A 16830-nucleotide genomic window follows, 5' to 3' on the forward strand; every position below is an offset into this window, starting at 1 on the left:
ATATAGACCAAAAGATAGAGGTTACAATAGACAAATGTCTGGATCCAATCCCTATTCATCATTCTGAAGGGAATTGATGGGGTTGATCCAGGCAGTCTTGATCGCATGATACCCCACGGAGAGGAAGGTCAGTCCCAACATCAACAAGGCTGTGAAGAAGAAGAGCGTCCAGCTGATGTCTGTATGGAAAGTGAAGGAGGAAAGAAATTGCTGAATGATATACCAGGCGACAGGAAATCCGATCAGTAAACTTGCCAAAATCAACATAGCGAAATCGCTGCAAAGCAAAAGTGAAAGACTTCTAGAAGAGGCTCCAAGTACTTTTCTGATGCCGATTTCTTTGGTTCTTCTTTCTGCTGTGAAAGAAGCCAGACCAAATAGTCCAAGTCCGGAAATCAAAATGGCAATCAAGGTAAAGGAAAGTGCCAGTTTGCTAATGACCTGCTCATTTTGATATTCTCTTTCAAAAACCTCCTCCAAAAAGGAAAACTCGAAAGGATAATCCGAATTGTACTTTTTGAAAACCCCTTTGACTTGATCGATCGAAGCAGTCATAGAGTTTTGGTCGGATAGTTTGATGAAATAATGCGAACCTAGATTTTCTGAAAACATAAAGATCATCGGTTCGATATCAAACTTCAGGTTGTCATTGTGAAAGTCTTCAGTGATCCCAATAATCTGACCCTTGCCATTCCACATTTCCAGCTCTGTTCCTACCGCGGTCTCAAGGTCTAACCCCATTACCTCGGCAGCTTTTTTGTTGATGATGTAGTTAGAAGCATCTTGTGTTCCAAGGAAATTTCTCCCCATGCTCACCGGAATATCCAGTGTAGGGATGAATGCTTCATCGCAACGGAAAATTTTAAAATTGATCTCTGAGCTTTCAGGTTTTCCGGCCCAAATAGGATCAGTTGTAGTGATAGGAACAGAAAATATGCTGTTGCCACCGAAAGCAATGTTTTCTACTCCTGATTGTTGCATCAATTCATTTTTTATCCCTGCATAGTTTTTTACAATGCCCTCATTTTGATCTACCAGGATGATATTTTCCTTATTGAACCCAAGGTTTCTCTCGCTGATAAAGCTGATTTGCTTATAAATAGCGATGCTGCTGACAATCAAAATTGCTGAAGTGGTAAACTGCGTGATGACCAAGATTTTCCGCAAACCCTGACCTTTAAGAACAGAGCGACTGTCACCTTTGAGGACGGTGATTGGGTTGAATCCTGATAGAATAAATGCTGGATAGGTTCCGGAAAGCACTCCGGTAAGAATGGTGATGGAGAAAATGCCTAGCAAGAAAACAGGGTTTGACAAATCCAGTTGAAGTGACTTTTCAGTGAGTTGATTAAAAAAGGGTAGGAGCATCTGCACCAGAATCAGGGCAAATCCCAAAGCCATCCAAGAGAGAAGCACTGATTCAGTAATAAACTGAATGACAAGTTCGGACTTATTGGCTCCAATAGATTTACGGATCCCAACCTCTCGGCCTCTTGAGCCTGATCTAGCCGTAGCTAAATTGATGAAATTGATGCAAGCCATGATCAGAATTAATATGGCAATCGCTCCAAAAAGATAAATCTGCTGAATTCTTCCTCCTGCAGGTACTCCATTTTCAAACTCCCCATGAAGCCTGAGTTGATCGTAAGGATATAGAAAAGGTTGGCTCGTACATTCCGAACAGTTTTTCTGGATCAGGTCGCCAATTTTACTGGAAGGGTTTTCTGCGTTTTCATCTAGCAAAACGGTGGTTCTCGAAGCCCCGCTAGCCCAGTTTTGCATCCAAGGATTTTGCTCCAGATAAAGAGCAAAAGGAGCAACAAAATCAAATTGTAAAGAGGAGTTTTCTGGGATATTCGCAAAAACACCTGCTATGGTCATTTCTTGGCCTTCCCCTAGTTGAATGGTTTTGTCTATGGGGTCTTCTTCCTGAAAGAGTTTTTGGGCAAGCTCTTCTGATATATAAAAGGTAGTTGTTTTATTCTGAAGTGGATCGACTCTTCCTTTGACCAAAGGGAAGCTGAATAGCTGAAAAAAGTTTGGATCGGCATAGAGCCCAATTTCATTGAATCCATCTTCTTGGTATTTCACCAAATGGGCCGTTTCATAGCTGTATTGCGTTGCCAGCTTGATCTCTGGAATTTCATTAACCAATGTTTCTTTTATTCGGGAGGGATTGGCGGCATAGGTATCGATGGTGCCGTCAGGCCGCTCGCTATTGATCATGATGCTATAAATCCTGTCTCCATTTGCATGAAACTTGTCAAAAGAGACTTCATCCAGGATCCATAAAAAAATAAAAATGCTGGCTACGATCCCTGAAGTAAGCCCAAGGATATTGATTAGTGTATAGCCGGTATGTCTTCTAAGGTTTCGAAAAGAGGTCTTGATGTAATTCTTCCACATAGTGATTTCAATTTCGAAGAAAAAAGGATGTTTCTTCTAATGATGCCAAATAAAATCCAAAATGCATGCCTTCCTAAAATCCGCTTGAATGCATTTAGGAAGGTTTTTTCGATTTCTTCTAAAATTTCATCGGACAATTTTGTTCGATATTGGGAAAAATCAGAGGTAATAGTTGGGTAAGAGGATCTTTCCTATCAAAGCTGAGAAAGTAAAGAAATACTGGATCTGGCTGAATATGAGCACCTGAGAGAATAAGGCTAAAAAGAGAACAACTAATTGAAAGCGGATTCGTTTTAGCTGAGTGCATTGACAAATTAAGAGTTTAATAAGTTGGTGCTTAAGCGTTGTTTACGTTCCTAACCTGCTTACTTTTGCCGCGTACAAATCCTGCTGAATGTTTTTAGATTTACTCACTGCCATGCTTTGGAGCATGTCTCCATTTGGAGAAGCCAAAGTTGGAATTCCTTATGCGTTATTAAATGGGGTGAATATCTATCTGGCATTGATTTTTACCTTTTTGGCCAATCTGCTGGTTTTCCCTTTTATGAATTTCTTTTTCGATAAGGCCAACCGTTACTTCCTGAAGTGGTATTACTATAAAAAAGCCGCACTTTTTGTTGGGCGCCGGGCAAAGGCTGGCGCCGGAAAAAATGTCAAGAAATATGGGTTCTGGGGATTGATGGTGTTTGTTGCGATGCCTGTACCTGGAACGGGTGTCTATGCCGGAACCATCGCAGGTTATCTTTTTGGGCTGGATCGCAAGAAAGCGTTCTTCGCCAATGCAATCGGGATTCTAATTTCCTGCCTGATCGTCTGGGTAGCGACGCTAACAGCGATGAGGATTTGAGGGGGATTGAATCTTTAAATGAAAGCCTGAAACAATACCTGCTCTTCGAGATTTGCAATCTCGAAGCTTTATCTGAAGATTTACAATCTTTTAAATAATATGTTTCTCTATTTGCCAGGATTGAAAATCCAATGAAATTGGTTCAGGATTACAAATCCTGAACAGCGGGGTTTGAGGGGTAATTGATTTCCAAATACTTAAAATAAAAAGGTGTAGGAACTATGCCTTTTGGAGCTTCTCAAAGATATGTAGGGATTTTACAAGAGATACCTAGTGGAGCCCAATAAACTTCTTGATCTGAATTCAATAAATGTTTAAGTCCAAATAAGCATTTCTAAACTTTCCAGAGGGATCGTATTGCTTTGCTAAAGCGAGGAATTCAGGAAACTTGGTATAGCGTTGGTGTAAAGTGGCCGGGTTGACCTTGAATAATTTTCCCCAATGAGGTTTCACAGAGAATGGCGCTAGCACCTCCTCAATTTTTGGAATCAAGGCCATTACTTCGGTAGGATTTTGCTTCCAGGTGAAGTGGATACTCACGCTGTCTTGATGGTAGCAAGGACTCATCCAGAAATTATCTGAGGCGATAGTTCTAATTTCTGTGACCAATAATTGTGGAGATATTTCAGCATTCAGTTTTTCAACTGCCAATATCCCTTTTACAGCATTGGATCTAGGGATGAAAAACTCAGATTGTAGTTCCTCTCCTGCACTGGGAGTGAATCCCATTTTGAAATGTGGCAAGCGATTGTACCAAGGCCCAGGAACTCCCATCTGCTCGGAGCAAGGCTCTGCTGAAAGTGCCTGAATAGGATGCATGTTTTTAGTTGCGGCAATTGCCCCAAAAAAATCATTACCTAGATCTTCTGAATTGGAATCGACTCTCCTTTTGACCCATACTTCGCTGATGTTTTTATTAGTCCAATCAGTAAATAAACTGACACTGTAGCCGCTAGACATGATTTCTTCAAAATTTTTCTCCATGCTCGCCAATGGAAGATTTAGGAATACGTCCTGTCGAACCTGAAATGTGTCTTCTACTTTTAGGCTTACTTTAGTGATGATTCCAAAAGCTCCTAAGCCAACCACCATTGCTGGAAAGTCCGGATGGTTTTGATCGATGGTCATTAGTTCTCCACTTGGTGTTACCAGCTCAATTCCTGCTACCTGCGTAGCGAGATTTCCGTTTTTTACTCCGGATCCATGAGTTGCTGTGGCGCAGGCACCTGCCACTGTAATGTGTGGAAGTGAGGCCAAATTGGCTAATGCAAATCCTGCTGCATCCAACTCTTCTGCAAAATCCCCATACCTTGCTCCTGATTCCACAGTCAGGATTTTTTTCTCTTTGTCCAAAGAAACAACCTTGTTCAATTTCTTGGTGGATATTTGGTTTTCCGGGCTGTCGGCGATGTCGTTGAAACAATGGGTAGAGCCCAACGCTTTTTGTTTGGATAGTTTTAGTACTAGTTCCTGAACCTCTTCAACTGTTTGGGGCTCATATAAATTTTTTGCTTGGTAAGTGTAATTGCCAGCCCAGTTTTTTCGGATTTCTTCTTTGATTTCCTCCACCCGAGTTTCTTTTGAGGAACAGGCCCAGGGAATCATCATGCTACCAGTCATTGCGACGGAGGTGATTTTTAGAAACTCTTTTCTAGTCATAGGTTATACGTTGAAGATCAACAGTTTTGGGTGAAATTGCATTTGATTAATAATAGTGATTAATCCTTAAAATGTAAAATCCACCTGGTGCTTGAGAAGGATATTTTCATCGCCTAATCAGATAGATTTCCCCTTTATGAATTTCATTTTTAACTAGTCCCTGCTACTTTCTGAAGGGATATTTTTATAATAAGACGGCACTTTTTGCGGGTCGACGGGCAAAGGCTGGTCCTGAAAAATGTCGAAAAAATACAGGCACTATTCATTTATAATCTTTTAGGGCTGGATCGAAAGAAAACTTTCTTTGCCAATGCAATCGGAATTTTGGTTTCCTTTCTGATTGTTTGGGTGGCGAGGCTAATGGAGATGAGGATTTGAGTGTCAAAGAGTGAACGTTGACTATTCAAGTATAAAATTTTATACTCAGAGAGTGAAGTTTCAGGGTCAAAGAGTAAACATTCATACAAATAGAATGAAAATTCATTCCCAAAGACTAAACGTTGACTGTTCAGGTATAAAATTTCATACTCAGAGACTGAACTTTAAGTGTTGAAGAGTGAACGTTCATACAAAAAGAATGAAAATCGGAGCTAAGAGAAGGGATACTCACTGTTATAGTATGAAATATAAAGTACCTACATCACATGAAGTGTTTTTTGATTTCGCAACTTTTTTTCTATCTAAAGTATATACTTTTAGTAATACTTAAGACAGGACGATGAAAACTCTATCTCTAAAACTAGACTATGAAATCTTTGAAGAAACCGAGGAGGGTGTTTGATACTTCCAGTAAAGTATGTTTTTCTTATTATGGTCTTTTACTGAAAATAAGAAGGTTTTTTTGATGTGCCTTTTTGTACTATTATCGTTTAATTTTTATTAAAATTCACTCCTTCTCTTATTTCCTTCATCAATTTAGTTCCTATTCGAATCAACCTTTGATATCGATCATTTTTTTGTAGTGCAGTTCTAAATACAGCGGATTTGAATGCATTACTCTTTAGATAAGGCATTAATGCCTCTTGATTTTTTTTGATCCATTCCTGATTTTCAAAATCAATTTCATGTTCACTAGCATATTCGCGCGATTGTATAAATTCGAAAATTGGTGTTTGGTCAATACTCGAATTTAATTCGACTTCCATTCTTTCAATAAATGTGTTATAGCTATTCTCGGAGATCTCTATCGACTCAACCTCCACGTAATAACTTGTCAATAAACTATCAATTAATGGATTTTTGATTCTTCCCAAAAATTGCGAATTTTTAAGGGCTTCGTATCCGCTCTTGTTAGCACTAAAATAGAACTCATAAAAACATCGTATGCCGCCAATCATGGTTTCAAAATCGGTAAAGTCTTGTTCCATTAGAAGTTTTGCAGATCTCTTTGCTTGAATGAACACAGTATCGCGTCTGACCTGTAATCTATTAAGGGTCTTAATATCCTGATCAATATTATCAGCAATCTTGATCAAATAATTTTCAAGTTCAATCCTGTCTTTTCGCTCCTCATTCCAGTTATTTATTTGAAGTGCAATTAGAATACCTATCACAACGAGTACAACTTCCCCAACTGCATACAAGAGATAATTATTGAACTTATTTTCTCTAAGTAATCTTTGGCGAATTTTACTGAAGAATTTGATCATTGGTTAGCAGACTGTTAGTGAATACAATACTTATTATATACCCAATTGCGTATATATCCGATATAGATTTTAATTCACTTTAATTTTTAATTATTTGAATATAAGGTGTTTAATTAAATATTTCGACCATAAATCACAATAAGCGATTATTGCCTTATATTTTGTTTTGAGGACTAAATACTTCTATTAAACTATTGATACTTAAACGATCCTATAAGAGTGTCATGAAACCCTTTAGTTACTATACCCAACACTGGGTATTTCTTGATTAAAAGTGGATTGAATTTGGGATTACTTCTCAGGATTCTTATGGTACTTTGAAATTAAGACATTTGAGATTTCCTGCCTTCGGTAGGCAAGCTCTCTAGTCGAAATGGCCTTATTTGACGAGATTGCCACGCTTCGCTCGCAATAACGATAAAAAACTGAATGAATCATTTTTAAAGTTTTCCCATTATTCTGATCCTTTGCTAAATGCTTCCCAGAATTTCAAAATCTGAATTTGGGATTGGCATCCCTCAAAAGTATCTTTGTACCCTTCACTATTAAAACCGATCAATCGTGGCAAATAAATCTGTAAAAGTAGGCTTGGTCCAGTTGACTTGCTCTGCGGATGTAGCAGCAAATTTGGAGAAAACCATAGCAGGTGTCAGAAAGGCTGCGGCCCAAGGCGCTCAAGTGGTCGTGCTTCAGGAGCTGTTCCGTTCCCTTTATTTTTGTGATGTAGAAGACTACGAAAACTTCAAGTTGGCAGAGGCCATCCCTGGTCCGTCCACAGATACTTTTGGTGCCTTGGCGAAGGAACTGGGTGTGGTGATCGTGGCTTCACTTTTTGAGAAAAGAGCAGAAGGTTTGTATCATAATACCACCGCAGTTTTGGATGCAGATGGAACCTACCTCGGCAAATACAGAAAAATGCATATTCCTGACGATCCAGGATATTTTGAGAAGTTTTACTTTACTCCTGGAGATTTAGGCTATAAAGTATTTCCTACCAAATTCGGGAAAATCGGTGTGCTGATCTGTTGGGATCAGTGGTATCCGGAAGCAGCGAGAATCACAGCTTTGAAAGGAGCCGATTTCTTGGTGTACCCAACTGCCATCGGTTGGCACAAGGATCAGGATGACTTGACTAATGATGAGCAATACGGCGCATGGCAGACAATCCAGCGTTCGCATGCTGTAGCCAATGGCATTCCGGTCGTTTCTGTAAACCGTTGTGGCATCGAAGGAGATATGAAATTCTGGGGAGGAAGTTTTGTGTCCAACCCGTTTGGAAGAGTGATCTTCCAGGCAAGTCATGAAGAAGAGCAAATCCATGTGGAGGAACTTGATTTTGCAGGTTCCGATAGATATAGAACGCACTGGCCATTCTTGAGAGATCGTAGAATTGATTCTTACCAACCGATTACAAAACGATTCCTGGACGAAGAATAGGTATTCATGGTAGACATTTTTGAATTAGCAAAATCAGGAGAAGTCACTCCGGCGGAGCTGGGATATTATTTCCCAGCCGAATTTGCACCCCATACCAGTACCTGGCTGAGTTGGCCGCATAAAGAAGAATCCTGGCCGGGCAAAATCCACACGATATACCCTGCCTATTCGGAATTTATCAAGATCGTCGCCAAAGGTGAGATCGTGAATATCAATGTGGCTGATGAGGCGATGAAGGCCTTTGCTTTGGCACAACTGGAGAAAGCAGGAGCTGACCTAAGTCAGATCAGGTTTCATTTCTTCCCAACCAATGATGCCTGGTGTCGCGATCATGGCCCTGCATTTCTTATCAATCCGAATGCTGCTGAAAAGAAGGCATTGGTGAAATGGAATTACAATGCCTGGGGAAATAAATATCCGCCACATGATCTGGATAATCAGATACCCTATCGCATTGCGGAGCATCTGGGAATTCCTTGTTTTACCCCTGGAATCGTCATGGAAGGCGGTTCGGTGGAGTTTAATGGCAAAGGAACGCTTTTGACTTCCCGTGCTTGTCTCTTGAATGAAAACAGAAATCCACATCTGATCCAGTCGCAGATCGAGAAATATCTTTGCGACTATTACGGGGTCAATCATATCCTTTGGGTAGGAGATGGGATCGTGGGAGATGATACCGACGGGCATATTGATGATATCACACGCTTTGTGAATACCGATACGGTGGTGACGGTGGTGGAAGAAAATAAGCTGGATGAAAATCACTTGTTGCTGGAGGAAAACCTGCAGGAATTAAAACAAATGCGTCTGGAAGATGGCAAACAGTTGAATATTGTGGAGTTGCCGATGCCGGAAGCGAAGTATTACGAAGACCAGCGTTTGCCGGCATCTTATGCGAATTTCTACATCGCGAATGAGGCTGTTGTCGTACCGACATTCCGTGATAAAAATGACCAAAAGGCATTGGATATTTTAAGTGATTGCTTCAAAGACCGCAAAGTTGTCGGTGTCGACTCACTCGATATCATCTGGGGCTTGGGTAGTTTTCACTGCTTAAGTCAGCAGGAACCTGCTGTGTAGTCACCTGTATTGATAATTCTACCGTCACTGCGAGCGGAGCGTGGCAGTCCCGCTAAATATTCGAGATTGCCACGTCGGCTTATGAGCCTCCTCGCAATGACGTTCAATTAAAACGAGATTGCTTCGGTCGTTCCTCTTTAGTAATAGCACCGTCACTGGGAGCGTAGCAGTCCAGTTTAAAAGCTCAAGATTGCTTTATGTTCGTCATTGTGAGCGCAGCGTGGCAATCCATATAAATTGCTCGAGATTGCCACGCCGGCTTAAGAGCCTCCTCGCAATGACGTTCAATTAAAATGAGATTGCTTCGGTCATTCCTCTTTCGCAATAGCACCGTCACTGTGAGCGGAGCTTGCGGAGCGAGGCAGTCCCGTTTATTAAGAATAATAATGACTTATATATGGGGATTGCCACGTCGGCTTAAGAGCCTCCTCGAAATGAAGTTCAATTAAAACTAGATTGCTTAGGTTGTTTCTCTTTCGTAATAGCACCGTCATTGCGAGCGCAGCGTGGCAATCCAGATAAATTGCTCGAGATTGCCCTTCGACTTACGAGCCTCCTCGCAATGACGTTACAATATTTGGTGTAGGATTATTTTTCTGCTGTCATAGAAACAAACTTTACCATTCCTTGATATCATTCCATAAATCTTTCCATTCTGGATTGATGGAATTGATCAGTTCTTCCTTCTTTTTTCGGCTTCTACCTTTGATTTGTTTTTCTCGAATTATACCTTCTTCAATAGAATTAAAAGACTCAAAATATACTATTTTGATCAAATTGTATTTAGAGGTAAATGCATTTGGATTTAATCCATTTCTGTGTTCAGAAATTCTTCTAAAAAGATCATTGGTAACACCAGTATAAAGCACAGTATTCCTAGCATTAGCCATGATATAAACTGCTCCTCCTTTTTGCATTTCCTGAAATTAGAAAAATATTATTTTTATAGAATTTCGGTAAAACTATGTGATGCTACATTAATTACGAGATTGCTTCCTCGTACCTCCTCGCAATGACGTTCAAATTCCCGAGATTGCCACGTCGTCGTTCCTCCTCCTCGCAATGACGTTTAAATTACTAAACTACTAACTGCTCCCTAATCCCTACTCCCTACTCCTCCCTTCCCGAACTATGCCCTTTGATGATTTTTCCATCTTCCATCTCGATGATCCGGTCGGTGCCTTCGGCGAAGTCCTGGTCGTGCGTGACAATAAGTAATGTCTGTCCGAATTCATGCGCCAATTCCTTGAATTTGTTGAAAACGATGTCTGCGTTTTTTTGGTCCAGATTTCCCGTCGGTTCATCACCCATGATGAGTAAGGGATCGTTTATTAAGGCCCTCGCAATGGCAACCCGCTGTTTTTGACCTCCGGAAATCTGGTAAGCTTTCTTCATGGCATGGTCTTCCATCTCGAAAATCCTAAGCTTTTCCATTGCCCGGTGTTCCAATTCCTCTCTGGAATATTTGCCCAGCTTCAGCCCTGGAATCATGATGTTTTCGAGCACTGTAAATTCATGTAATAGGTAGTGGAACTGAAAAACAAACCCGATCTTTTCATTTCGAAGCTTGGCAAGATAATTCGCCGGTTTTCCGGAAATTAATTCCCCGTCCATCCAGAGCTCCCCGGAAAAAGCCGTGTCCATGGTGGATAAGATATAGAGCAGGGTAGATTTCCCACATCCCGATTTTCCAACTACTGAAACAAATTCACCTTTTGGAATATCAAAAGAGATCTTCTTCAACACCTGAGTTTTTATCGGGTTGTAAAAATACTTATCGATGTTTCGGGCTTCCAAAGCGGTAGGTTTTTCCTGTTTCATTTTCCTCTGATTATATCTACCGGGTCTACGCTACTGGCTTTTCTTGCTGGGAGAAATCCGGCAAAATAGGTAGTGACTATTGAAAATATCCCACCAATCAGGTAGTACTTGATGCTAAAATCTACAGGGTAAGTCTTGATAGTCGGCAATGCTTCCGTTTCAAATGGGATTCGTTCGATTCCCAAACAAGCAAAATATCCCAAAATCAGCCCAATGCTTCCTCCGATTACGCCAATGGCCAAAGCGATTGTTATGAAAATACGTTTGACATCTGTTGAGTTAAACCCAATTGCTTTGAGAATTGCGATGGTGTCCAATTTCTCATAAATCATCATGTTCAAGATATTGTATATACCAAAGCCTGATACTACCAGCAAAGTGATGCCGACCACATAGCTGATCAAATTCCTGATGGAGGACCCTGTTTCAAACTGAGCATTGACTGTCTGAATATCATCTGCATCAATTCCAAAAATCTCTCGATACTCTTTAGCCATAGGAGGGGCAAGATCCAGATCCGTCAGTTTTACTTGAATATCAGTGATGTAAGAGGCAGGCTCGCCCAACATTTTTTGTACGGTTTCAATCGAAGCAAAACTATTGACATTATCATAATCGGCTAATCCCGATTCATAATAGCCTACTACCTTCAGTTGGATGGTATTCCCTCGGGCAGAAGTAGCCTGAATCACATCTCCAATATCCGCTAGCATTCGATTGGCGGCACCTTTTCCAAGTATGATGCTATTGGTCTGTTTTATTTCTTCGTAATTCCCTGCTGTGATATAATCCCGAAAGGCAAAAAGTTCGGCTTCTTTGTCTACATCTATTCCATTTACTACCCCCGTGACATCAATCGCTCCGACATTGAAAAATACCTGCGCTGAGATTTTAGGGCTGAGCCCCTTCACGCGAACGTCTGATTCCAAGGTTTTCATAATAGACTCGCTGTTGTGAATAGAAAGCCTACTGGTACTTGGTTTGATCGACCTAATGATATTCAAAGAATTCGAAAACTCTTCACTTAAATCGATTGGTTGATCTGGATTAGGCTTGATTTCATTATAGAATCGGATATGTGGCGTTCTGTTCAATACCAGCCCATCCAACATGGTATTCAACCCGTTCATAAAGCCAAGCAAGGTCACAAACATGGTGATGCTGAAAGTCACCCCTACGGCAGCCACTAAGGTTTGCTTTAACCTGGCGGTCATCAGTGCTTGGGAGATTTCAAGTATTAAACTCCACTTCATAAAGTTGGCTTGATCAAAACGGTTGAAGCATCGATTCCTTCTAAAATTTCTGCGAACTGGTAGTTTTTGATTCCTGTCTTAACTCTCAAGGTGTCTTCATTTTCATTTATCACTAAAGAATCTGCAATCAAATAACCTCTCGGAATCACCAGTGCATTTTCTTTCACCTCGGTAATAATATTTGCTTCCAAACTGAGATTCGGATAGAGCTGGGGAGGGGCTATACTAAATTCTGCCTCAACGGTAAAGCTTTTGGTTTGGGTATCCATGATAGGGTAGACTTTGGTCACAACAGCCTTAAAAACCTCCCCCTTATAACTGTCCATGGATACGGATACTTCTTGCCCAACTTTTACTTTGGCGATATCATATTCGTCAACCTGAAGCTCCAATAGGAATTTATCAGCACTTCCGAGGACCGCCAATACTACCTGCGGTGTCACCATTTCTCCTCTTTCTTTTAATAATGCATAGACTTTCCCGTTGATTTTGCTTTTTAGGACATAATCACTCTCCAGAACTTTGCTGATGGCCAAATTTTTGGAAGCGCTATTGGAATTGAATTCGATTTCACGCTTGAGGTCATTGTATCGGATCAAGGCAGATTCATAGGCAGTTTTAGAATTTTCCCAATTCAATTTCCTCTGTTCAAATTCTACTTCTGTACCGATATTCTGATCGTGAAGGGCTTTCTGGCGAACGTAGAGTAGCGAGTCATTCTGCATTTTGCTTTTATTGACATCGATTGTGAGTTGCAAATCCCTAAGTCTGGACTGGTTTGCCTGTAAGCCTGCATAAGCTTTTGCAATTTCCGCATTTTCCCGACTAAGCTTTTCCCGTTCACTAAAGACTGCTAGAAGGGGTGTTCCAATGGAAACGGAATCACCTTCCTGAACAAAAATTTCCTGAATTGGGCCGCTTGCATTGGTGAATGCATCATACTGATCTACCGCCTTGATGTTTCCAGAAGCATAAACTGATTCTGTAATTGATTTTATTTCAGGCTTGATTGATTCATCGGAGTCTGATCCGCAGCTAAACATACTGAGACAGAAAACTGTTGAATAAAAAATCAGAAAATAATTTGAGTGCTCAGGAAAGCGTTTGTTCATACCGTTGTTTTGAGTGTATTCGGGTTTTGTTTCTTTGAAAATAAGGACAATTACTAGATAAGTCCAGTTTAATTGATCTTTGCTGTCATTTTATTCCAATTTGTATCGAATTGAACTAACTTAGTTGACCGATTAATTATCTATTTCATTCGCTAATGAGAAGTATCTTTTTGAAGTTCAGCGTTTTTTTAGGATTTGTGCTGATTTTAAATTCTTGTGCATTTAAAGGGATTCATCGAGATAAGGGATTGATTTTTACAGATTCTGGCATTAATCCTTCCATTCCAAGTAAGGAATTGAATGTTTTCTCTCCCAAGAAATCCAAAAAGAATCTACCGGTATTGGTCTTTTTATATGGAGGAAGCTGGGAAAGTGGTAGAAAGGAAATCTATGATTTTTTGGGGAGTAGGATGGCAAGGAGGGAGGTAGTAACAGTCATAGCAGATTACCCGCTTTCTCCGGAATTTCAAATAGAAGATATGGTGGAAACTGCCGCTCAGGCAGTTCTCTGGACAAAAAATAATATTGAAAACTATGGTGGAAATCCGGATCAGATATTTATTTCTGGACATTCTGCAGGAGCCCATCTGGCAGCAGTATTAGCTACCAATAATGAGTATTTTGAAGAAATGGGCATTGGAAATCCGATTCAAGGCGGGATTCTAATTGATCCAGCGGGATTGGATATGAACTGGTTTTTGAGCGATTACCCAAAGGAAGGAGAAAAATATATAAAAACGTTTACTAAGGATCCGGAAGTTTGGAAAGCTTATTCACCCATCTATTTTCTAGAAAGTCAAAAAATCCCATTACTTATTTTAGAAGGTGAAAGAACCTATCCAAGTATTGAAGTAAGCATAGATCGATTTTTAGCGAAAGCACAAGAGGAAAATGTGGAGGTAGACTATGAATTTTATCGGCATAAAAAGCATATTCCTATGATCACTCAATTTTTCTGGACGGGAAGTAAGGGATATGATGATGTGCTTGGGTTCATTAAAAAGGAGGTAGGCGAGGCTAGAAAATCAACCAGTTTAAAACCTTAATTAGGATCTACATCCACAATAAATCGAACCGATCGGAATTCCTGATTGGCTTTGATCGTTTCCTGAATGCTGGCTAATTGATTCTTAAAGTCAGTTTGCGACGCCCCGGATTTTTCAAGTTTGATCAAACTCTCGAATTGATATTGATTTTTTATCCTGCCGATGATCGCTTTTTCAGGTCCAAGTACAATTTTCTTTACCGCAATTTTTGACATATGTTGGTGGAGCGCCAAAGCTGCTTTTTCTGCTGTTTTAAAATCCGTGTGACGGGTGGTGATTTTGATCAGTTTTACAAATGGGGGATAATAAAATTGCCTCCGCTCATGCATTTCCTGTTTATAAAACTCAAAATAATCTCCTTTAATAACCTGATTGTAAATTGCCTCATCAGGTTTTCGGGTTTGGATGATTACATTTCCCTTCGCTTCTCTTCTTCCAGCTCTTCCGGCTACTTGGGTGATTTGCTGATAGGCTCTTTCACCAGACCGGAAGTCGGGAAAGTTTAAAATCCTGTCTCCGTCCCAAACCCCGACTACAGTCACATTTCCAAAATCGAGTCCTTTGGTGATCATTTGAGTTCCGACCAGAATATCAATATGTCTTGCACCAAATTCATCCAGAAGTTTTTGATAGCCATATTTACTTCGGGTGGTATCAAGATCCATTCTTCCGATCCGAGCTTCAGGAAAAAGCAAACCTAGGGACTCCTCAATCCGCTCTGTTCCCATTCCCATGGTCGCCAATTGGGTACTTCCGCAGGCAGGACAAGAGGAGGGGACTTTTTCCTTGTATCCACAATAGTGGCATCGCAACTCTTCCGAAAATTGATGGTAGGTCAGACTTACATCGCATTGGATACATTGTCCTGTCCAACCGCAATCTTCACATTGTATATAGGGTGAATAGCCTCTTCTATTTTGAAAAATCAAAACTTGCTCCTGCTTTCCTAATGCATCTTGAATTTTCTCCCGCATCATACGTGTAGTGTCGACTTTCAGTAGGTTTTTTCTTTTGTCCGCACTTAGGTCAGCCAAATGAAATTCAGGAAGATTGGAATTCCCATAGCGCTCCGGTAGTTCGACCAAACCGTATTTATCAGTTTCAGTCGCATTGAAGTAGGACTCAAAAGAAGGTGTCGCTGAACCTAACAACGTTTTTGCCTGGTGAAAATAAGCAAGCATGATTGCAGAATCCCGCGCCTGAAATCTGGGAGCCGGATCAAATTGTTTAAAGCTTGATTCATGCTCCTCATCTACTATTATCATTCCCAAACTATCAAAAGGCAAAAAGATAGAGGAACGCACACCTACTACAAATGGGAATCTTCCTGAAATCACCCCATTCCAGACTTCCACCCGTTCGCTATCCGAGTATTTAGAATGATAAACGCCCATTTGGCTTCCAAAAACCTGCTTCAGTCTCGCTACAATCTGCGTGGTCAAAGCGATTTCGGGTAATAACATCAGCACTTGAGAGCCCGATTCTAAAACTTCTTGGATCAGCTGAATATAGATCTCGGTTTTCCCACTACCTGTGATTCCATGTAATAAGACTGTCTGTTTGGATTCGAAATGTTGTTTGATTTCAGAAACAGCGACCTCTTGCTTATCTGAAAGAATTAATTCTCCAGCAGTAACCTCAGTCTCATCAATTCGGTTGACTACTTGTTTAAAGGATTCAAAAACACCGTTTTTGATCAACGTTTTTAGAGAGCTTTCAGAATCACCTTCTTCCAATAGTTTTGCTTTATCCAGCCCTTTTTCATTCAAAGCAGGGTTATTAAAAACCGGAATGTCCCTTAGATATTTAAGTAGAATTGATTCTTGTTTAGCTTTCCCGGATAATTCCGAAAAAAGAGCCTCTAATGCTTTCTTATCCTGAGCTAATTCGTTTTTGAGCTTGATTCTGGTTTCAACTTTGGGATTATATTTTTCCTGAACCCTTTCAAATATCAAAATGGCCTCTTTGATGACCAAGCTTTTGAGAATCGGGTGGATAGTCTTGATTCCAAGAATTTTTTCGCAGTCATCATAGCTGAGTTCTGCTGAATTTTCCAGGGCATCAAGAATTTTTTCTTCCCGCTCATCAAGGGGGTAGGGACTCGTTTCAGGATTGAAATTGGGGTTTAACTGCACCTTACTTTCACTGCTTAGCCTTAGTCCCGAGGGTAAAGCTGCCAGCATGACTTCTCCAATGTGACAACAATAATATTCAGCCATCCAAACCCAAAAACGAATTTGGAGCGGATTTACTGTGGGCTGATCATCTAAAATATCTAGGATGGGTTTGGCTTCGTAAGCCTGTGGGGTTTTGTTATGTACTTTCCCAATAATTCCGGTCAATACTTTCTTTTTGCCAAATTGAACAATTACCCTTGCGCCAATCTGAACCTGATTTTCTAGGCTGTGGGGAATACGATAGGTAAACATGCGCGGGATAGGTACCGGCAGGATGATATCTGCAAAAGAATTACTTTCTTCTTCTGGGAATAAATCTTGATTACCAAACAAACTTTCCAAG

At 40.5% G+C, this 16830-nt stretch carries 12 protein-coding genes; 4 read left to right on the top strand and 8 right to left on the bottom strand.

What is annotated here, in order from left to right:
* Positions 1–51: 51 nt before the first annotated feature.
* Positions 52–2406 (bottom strand): ABC transporter permease, encoded by a 2355-nt coding sequence (locus AAGF08_RS02640; protein WP_343509388.1) that lies wholly within the window; start codon positions 2404–2406, stop codon positions 52–54.
* Positions 2407–2800: 394 nt separating this feature from the next.
* On the opposite strand from AAGF08_RS02640, the gene AAGF08_RS02645 reads away from it, so the two are divergent.
* Positions 2801–3253, top strand: coding sequence for a small multi-drug export protein (locus AAGF08_RS02645; protein WP_343509389.1), 453 nt, complete (start codon positions 2801–2803; stop codon positions 3251–3253).
* A gap of 303 nt (positions 3254–3556) precedes the next feature.
* On the opposite strand, the gene AAGF08_RS02650 is transcribed toward AAGF08_RS02645, so the two are convergent.
* Together AAGF08_RS02650 and AAGF08_RS02655 are read right to left on the bottom strand one after the other, a co-directional pair.
* Positions 3557–4912 (bottom strand): D-arabinono-1,4-lactone oxidase, encoded by a 1356-nt coding sequence (locus AAGF08_RS02650; RefSeq protein ID WP_343509390.1) that lies wholly within the window; start codon positions 4910–4912, stop codon positions 3557–3559.
* Between the two features lie 869 nt (positions 4913–5781).
* Positions 5782–6561, bottom strand: a complete 780-nt coding sequence (locus tag AAGF08_RS02655) for a DUF6090 family protein (protein WP_343509391.1) — start codon at positions 6559–6561, stop codon at positions 5782–5784.
* Between the two features lie 561 nt (positions 6562–7122).
* Between AAGF08_RS02655 and AAGF08_RS02660 the strand changes: the two genes are divergently transcribed.
* Together AAGF08_RS02660 and AAGF08_RS02665 are read left to right on the top strand one after the other, a co-directional pair.
* The gene (locus AAGF08_RS02660) at positions 7123–7998 is read left to right on the top strand and encodes a carbon-nitrogen hydrolase (protein ID WP_343509392.1); all 876 of its coding nucleotides are present in this window, start codon (positions 7123–7125) and stop codon (positions 7996–7998) included.
* 6 nt (positions 7999–8004) lie between these two features.
* The gene (locus AAGF08_RS02665) at positions 8005–9078 is read left to right on the top strand and encodes an agmatine deiminase family protein (RefSeq protein WP_343509393.1); all 1074 of its coding nucleotides are present in this window, start codon (positions 8005–8007) and stop codon (positions 9076–9078) included.
* 617 nt (positions 9079–9695) lie between these two features.
* Here AAGF08_RS02665 and AAGF08_RS02670 read toward each other — a convergent pair.
* From AAGF08_RS02670 to AAGF08_RS02685, 4 genes are all read right to left on the bottom strand, one after another.
* Positions 9696–9995 carry a GIY-YIG nuclease family protein gene (locus AAGF08_RS02670; RefSeq protein WP_343509394.1) on the bottom strand — a complete coding sequence of 100 codons (300 nt, stop codon included), beginning with the start codon at positions 9993–9995 and terminating at the stop codon, positions 9696–9698.
* A gap of 193 nt (positions 9996–10188) precedes the next feature.
* Positions 10189–10899 (bottom strand): ABC transporter ATP-binding protein, encoded by a 711-nt coding sequence (locus tag AAGF08_RS02675; RefSeq protein WP_343509395.1) that lies wholly within the window; start codon positions 10897–10899, stop codon positions 10189–10191.
* Complete coding sequence (locus AAGF08_RS02680) at positions 10896–12152, bottom strand: FtsX-like permease family protein (RefSeq protein WP_343509396.1); 1257 nt, start codon at positions 12150–12152, stop codon at positions 10896–10898. Before AAGF08_RS02680 ends, AAGF08_RS02675 begins: the two co-directional genes overlap by 4 nt.
* Complete coding sequence (locus AAGF08_RS02685) at positions 12149–13264, bottom strand: efflux RND transporter periplasmic adaptor subunit (protein WP_343509397.1); 1116 nt, start codon at positions 13262–13264, stop codon at positions 12149–12151. The genes AAGF08_RS02680 and AAGF08_RS02685 overlap by 4 nt, the downstream gene beginning before the upstream one ends.
* A gap of 155 nt (positions 13265–13419) precedes the next feature.
* On the opposite strand from AAGF08_RS02685, the gene AAGF08_RS02690 reads away from it, so the two are divergent.
* Entirely contained in the window at positions 13420–14310 is an 891-nt protein-coding gene (locus tag AAGF08_RS02690) for an alpha/beta hydrolase (RefSeq protein ID WP_343509398.1), read from the top strand.
* Here the strand turns inward: AAGF08_RS02690 and priA are convergent.
* Positions 14307–16829, bottom strand: coding sequence for a primosomal protein N' (gene priA, locus AAGF08_RS02695; RefSeq protein ID WP_343509399.1), 2523 nt, complete (start codon positions 16827–16829; stop codon positions 14307–14309). The genes AAGF08_RS02690 and priA overlap by 4 nt on opposite strands.
* Position 16830 lies beyond the last annotated feature (1 nt).

The organism is Algoriphagus sp. SE2, assembly GCF_039563885.1.
Lineage (GTDB): Bacteria > Bacteroidota > Bacteroidia > Cytophagales > Cyclobacteriaceae > Algoriphagus.

Excerpts from the sequence above, each read along its gene's own strand:
- AAGF08_RS02655 (WP_343509391.1), bottom strand. The coding sequence starts at position 6,561 with ATGATCAAATTCTTCAGTAAAATTCGCCAAAGATTACTTAGAGAAAAT.
- AAGF08_RS02650 (WP_343509390.1), bottom strand. The coding sequence starts at position 4,912 with ATGACTAGAAAAGAGTTTCTAAAAATCACCTCCGTCGCAATGACTGGT.
- AAGF08_RS02690 (WP_343509398.1), top strand. The coding sequence starts at position 13,420 with ATGAGAAGTATCTTTTTGAAGTTCAGCGTTTTTTTAGGATTTGTGCTG.
- AAGF08_RS02680 (WP_343509396.1), bottom strand. The coding sequence starts at position 12,152 with ATGAAGTGGAGTTTAATACTTGAAATCTCCCAAGCACTGATGACCGCC.
- AAGF08_RS02645 (WP_343509389.1), top strand. The coding sequence starts at position 2,801 with ATGTTTTTAGATTTACTCACTGCCATGCTTTGGAGCATGTCTCCATTT.
- AAGF08_RS02685 (WP_343509397.1), bottom strand. The coding sequence starts at position 13,264 with ATGAACAAACGCTTTCCTGAGCACTCAAATTATTTTCTGATTTTTTAT.
- AAGF08_RS02675 (WP_343509395.1), bottom strand. The coding sequence starts at position 10,899 with ATGAAACAGGAAAAACCTACCGCTTTGGAAGCCCGAAACATCGATAAG.
- AAGF08_RS02640 (WP_343509388.1), bottom strand. The coding sequence starts at position 2,406 with ATGTGGAAGAATTACATCAAGACCTCTTTTCGAAACCTTAGAAGACAT.
- AAGF08_RS02670 (WP_343509394.1), bottom strand. The coding sequence starts at position 9,995 with ATGCAAAAAGGAGGAGCAGTTTATATCATGGCTAATGCTAGGAATACT.
- AAGF08_RS02665 (WP_343509393.1), top strand. The coding sequence starts at position 8,005 with ATGGTAGACATTTTTGAATTAGCAAAATCAGGAGAAGTCACTCCGGCG.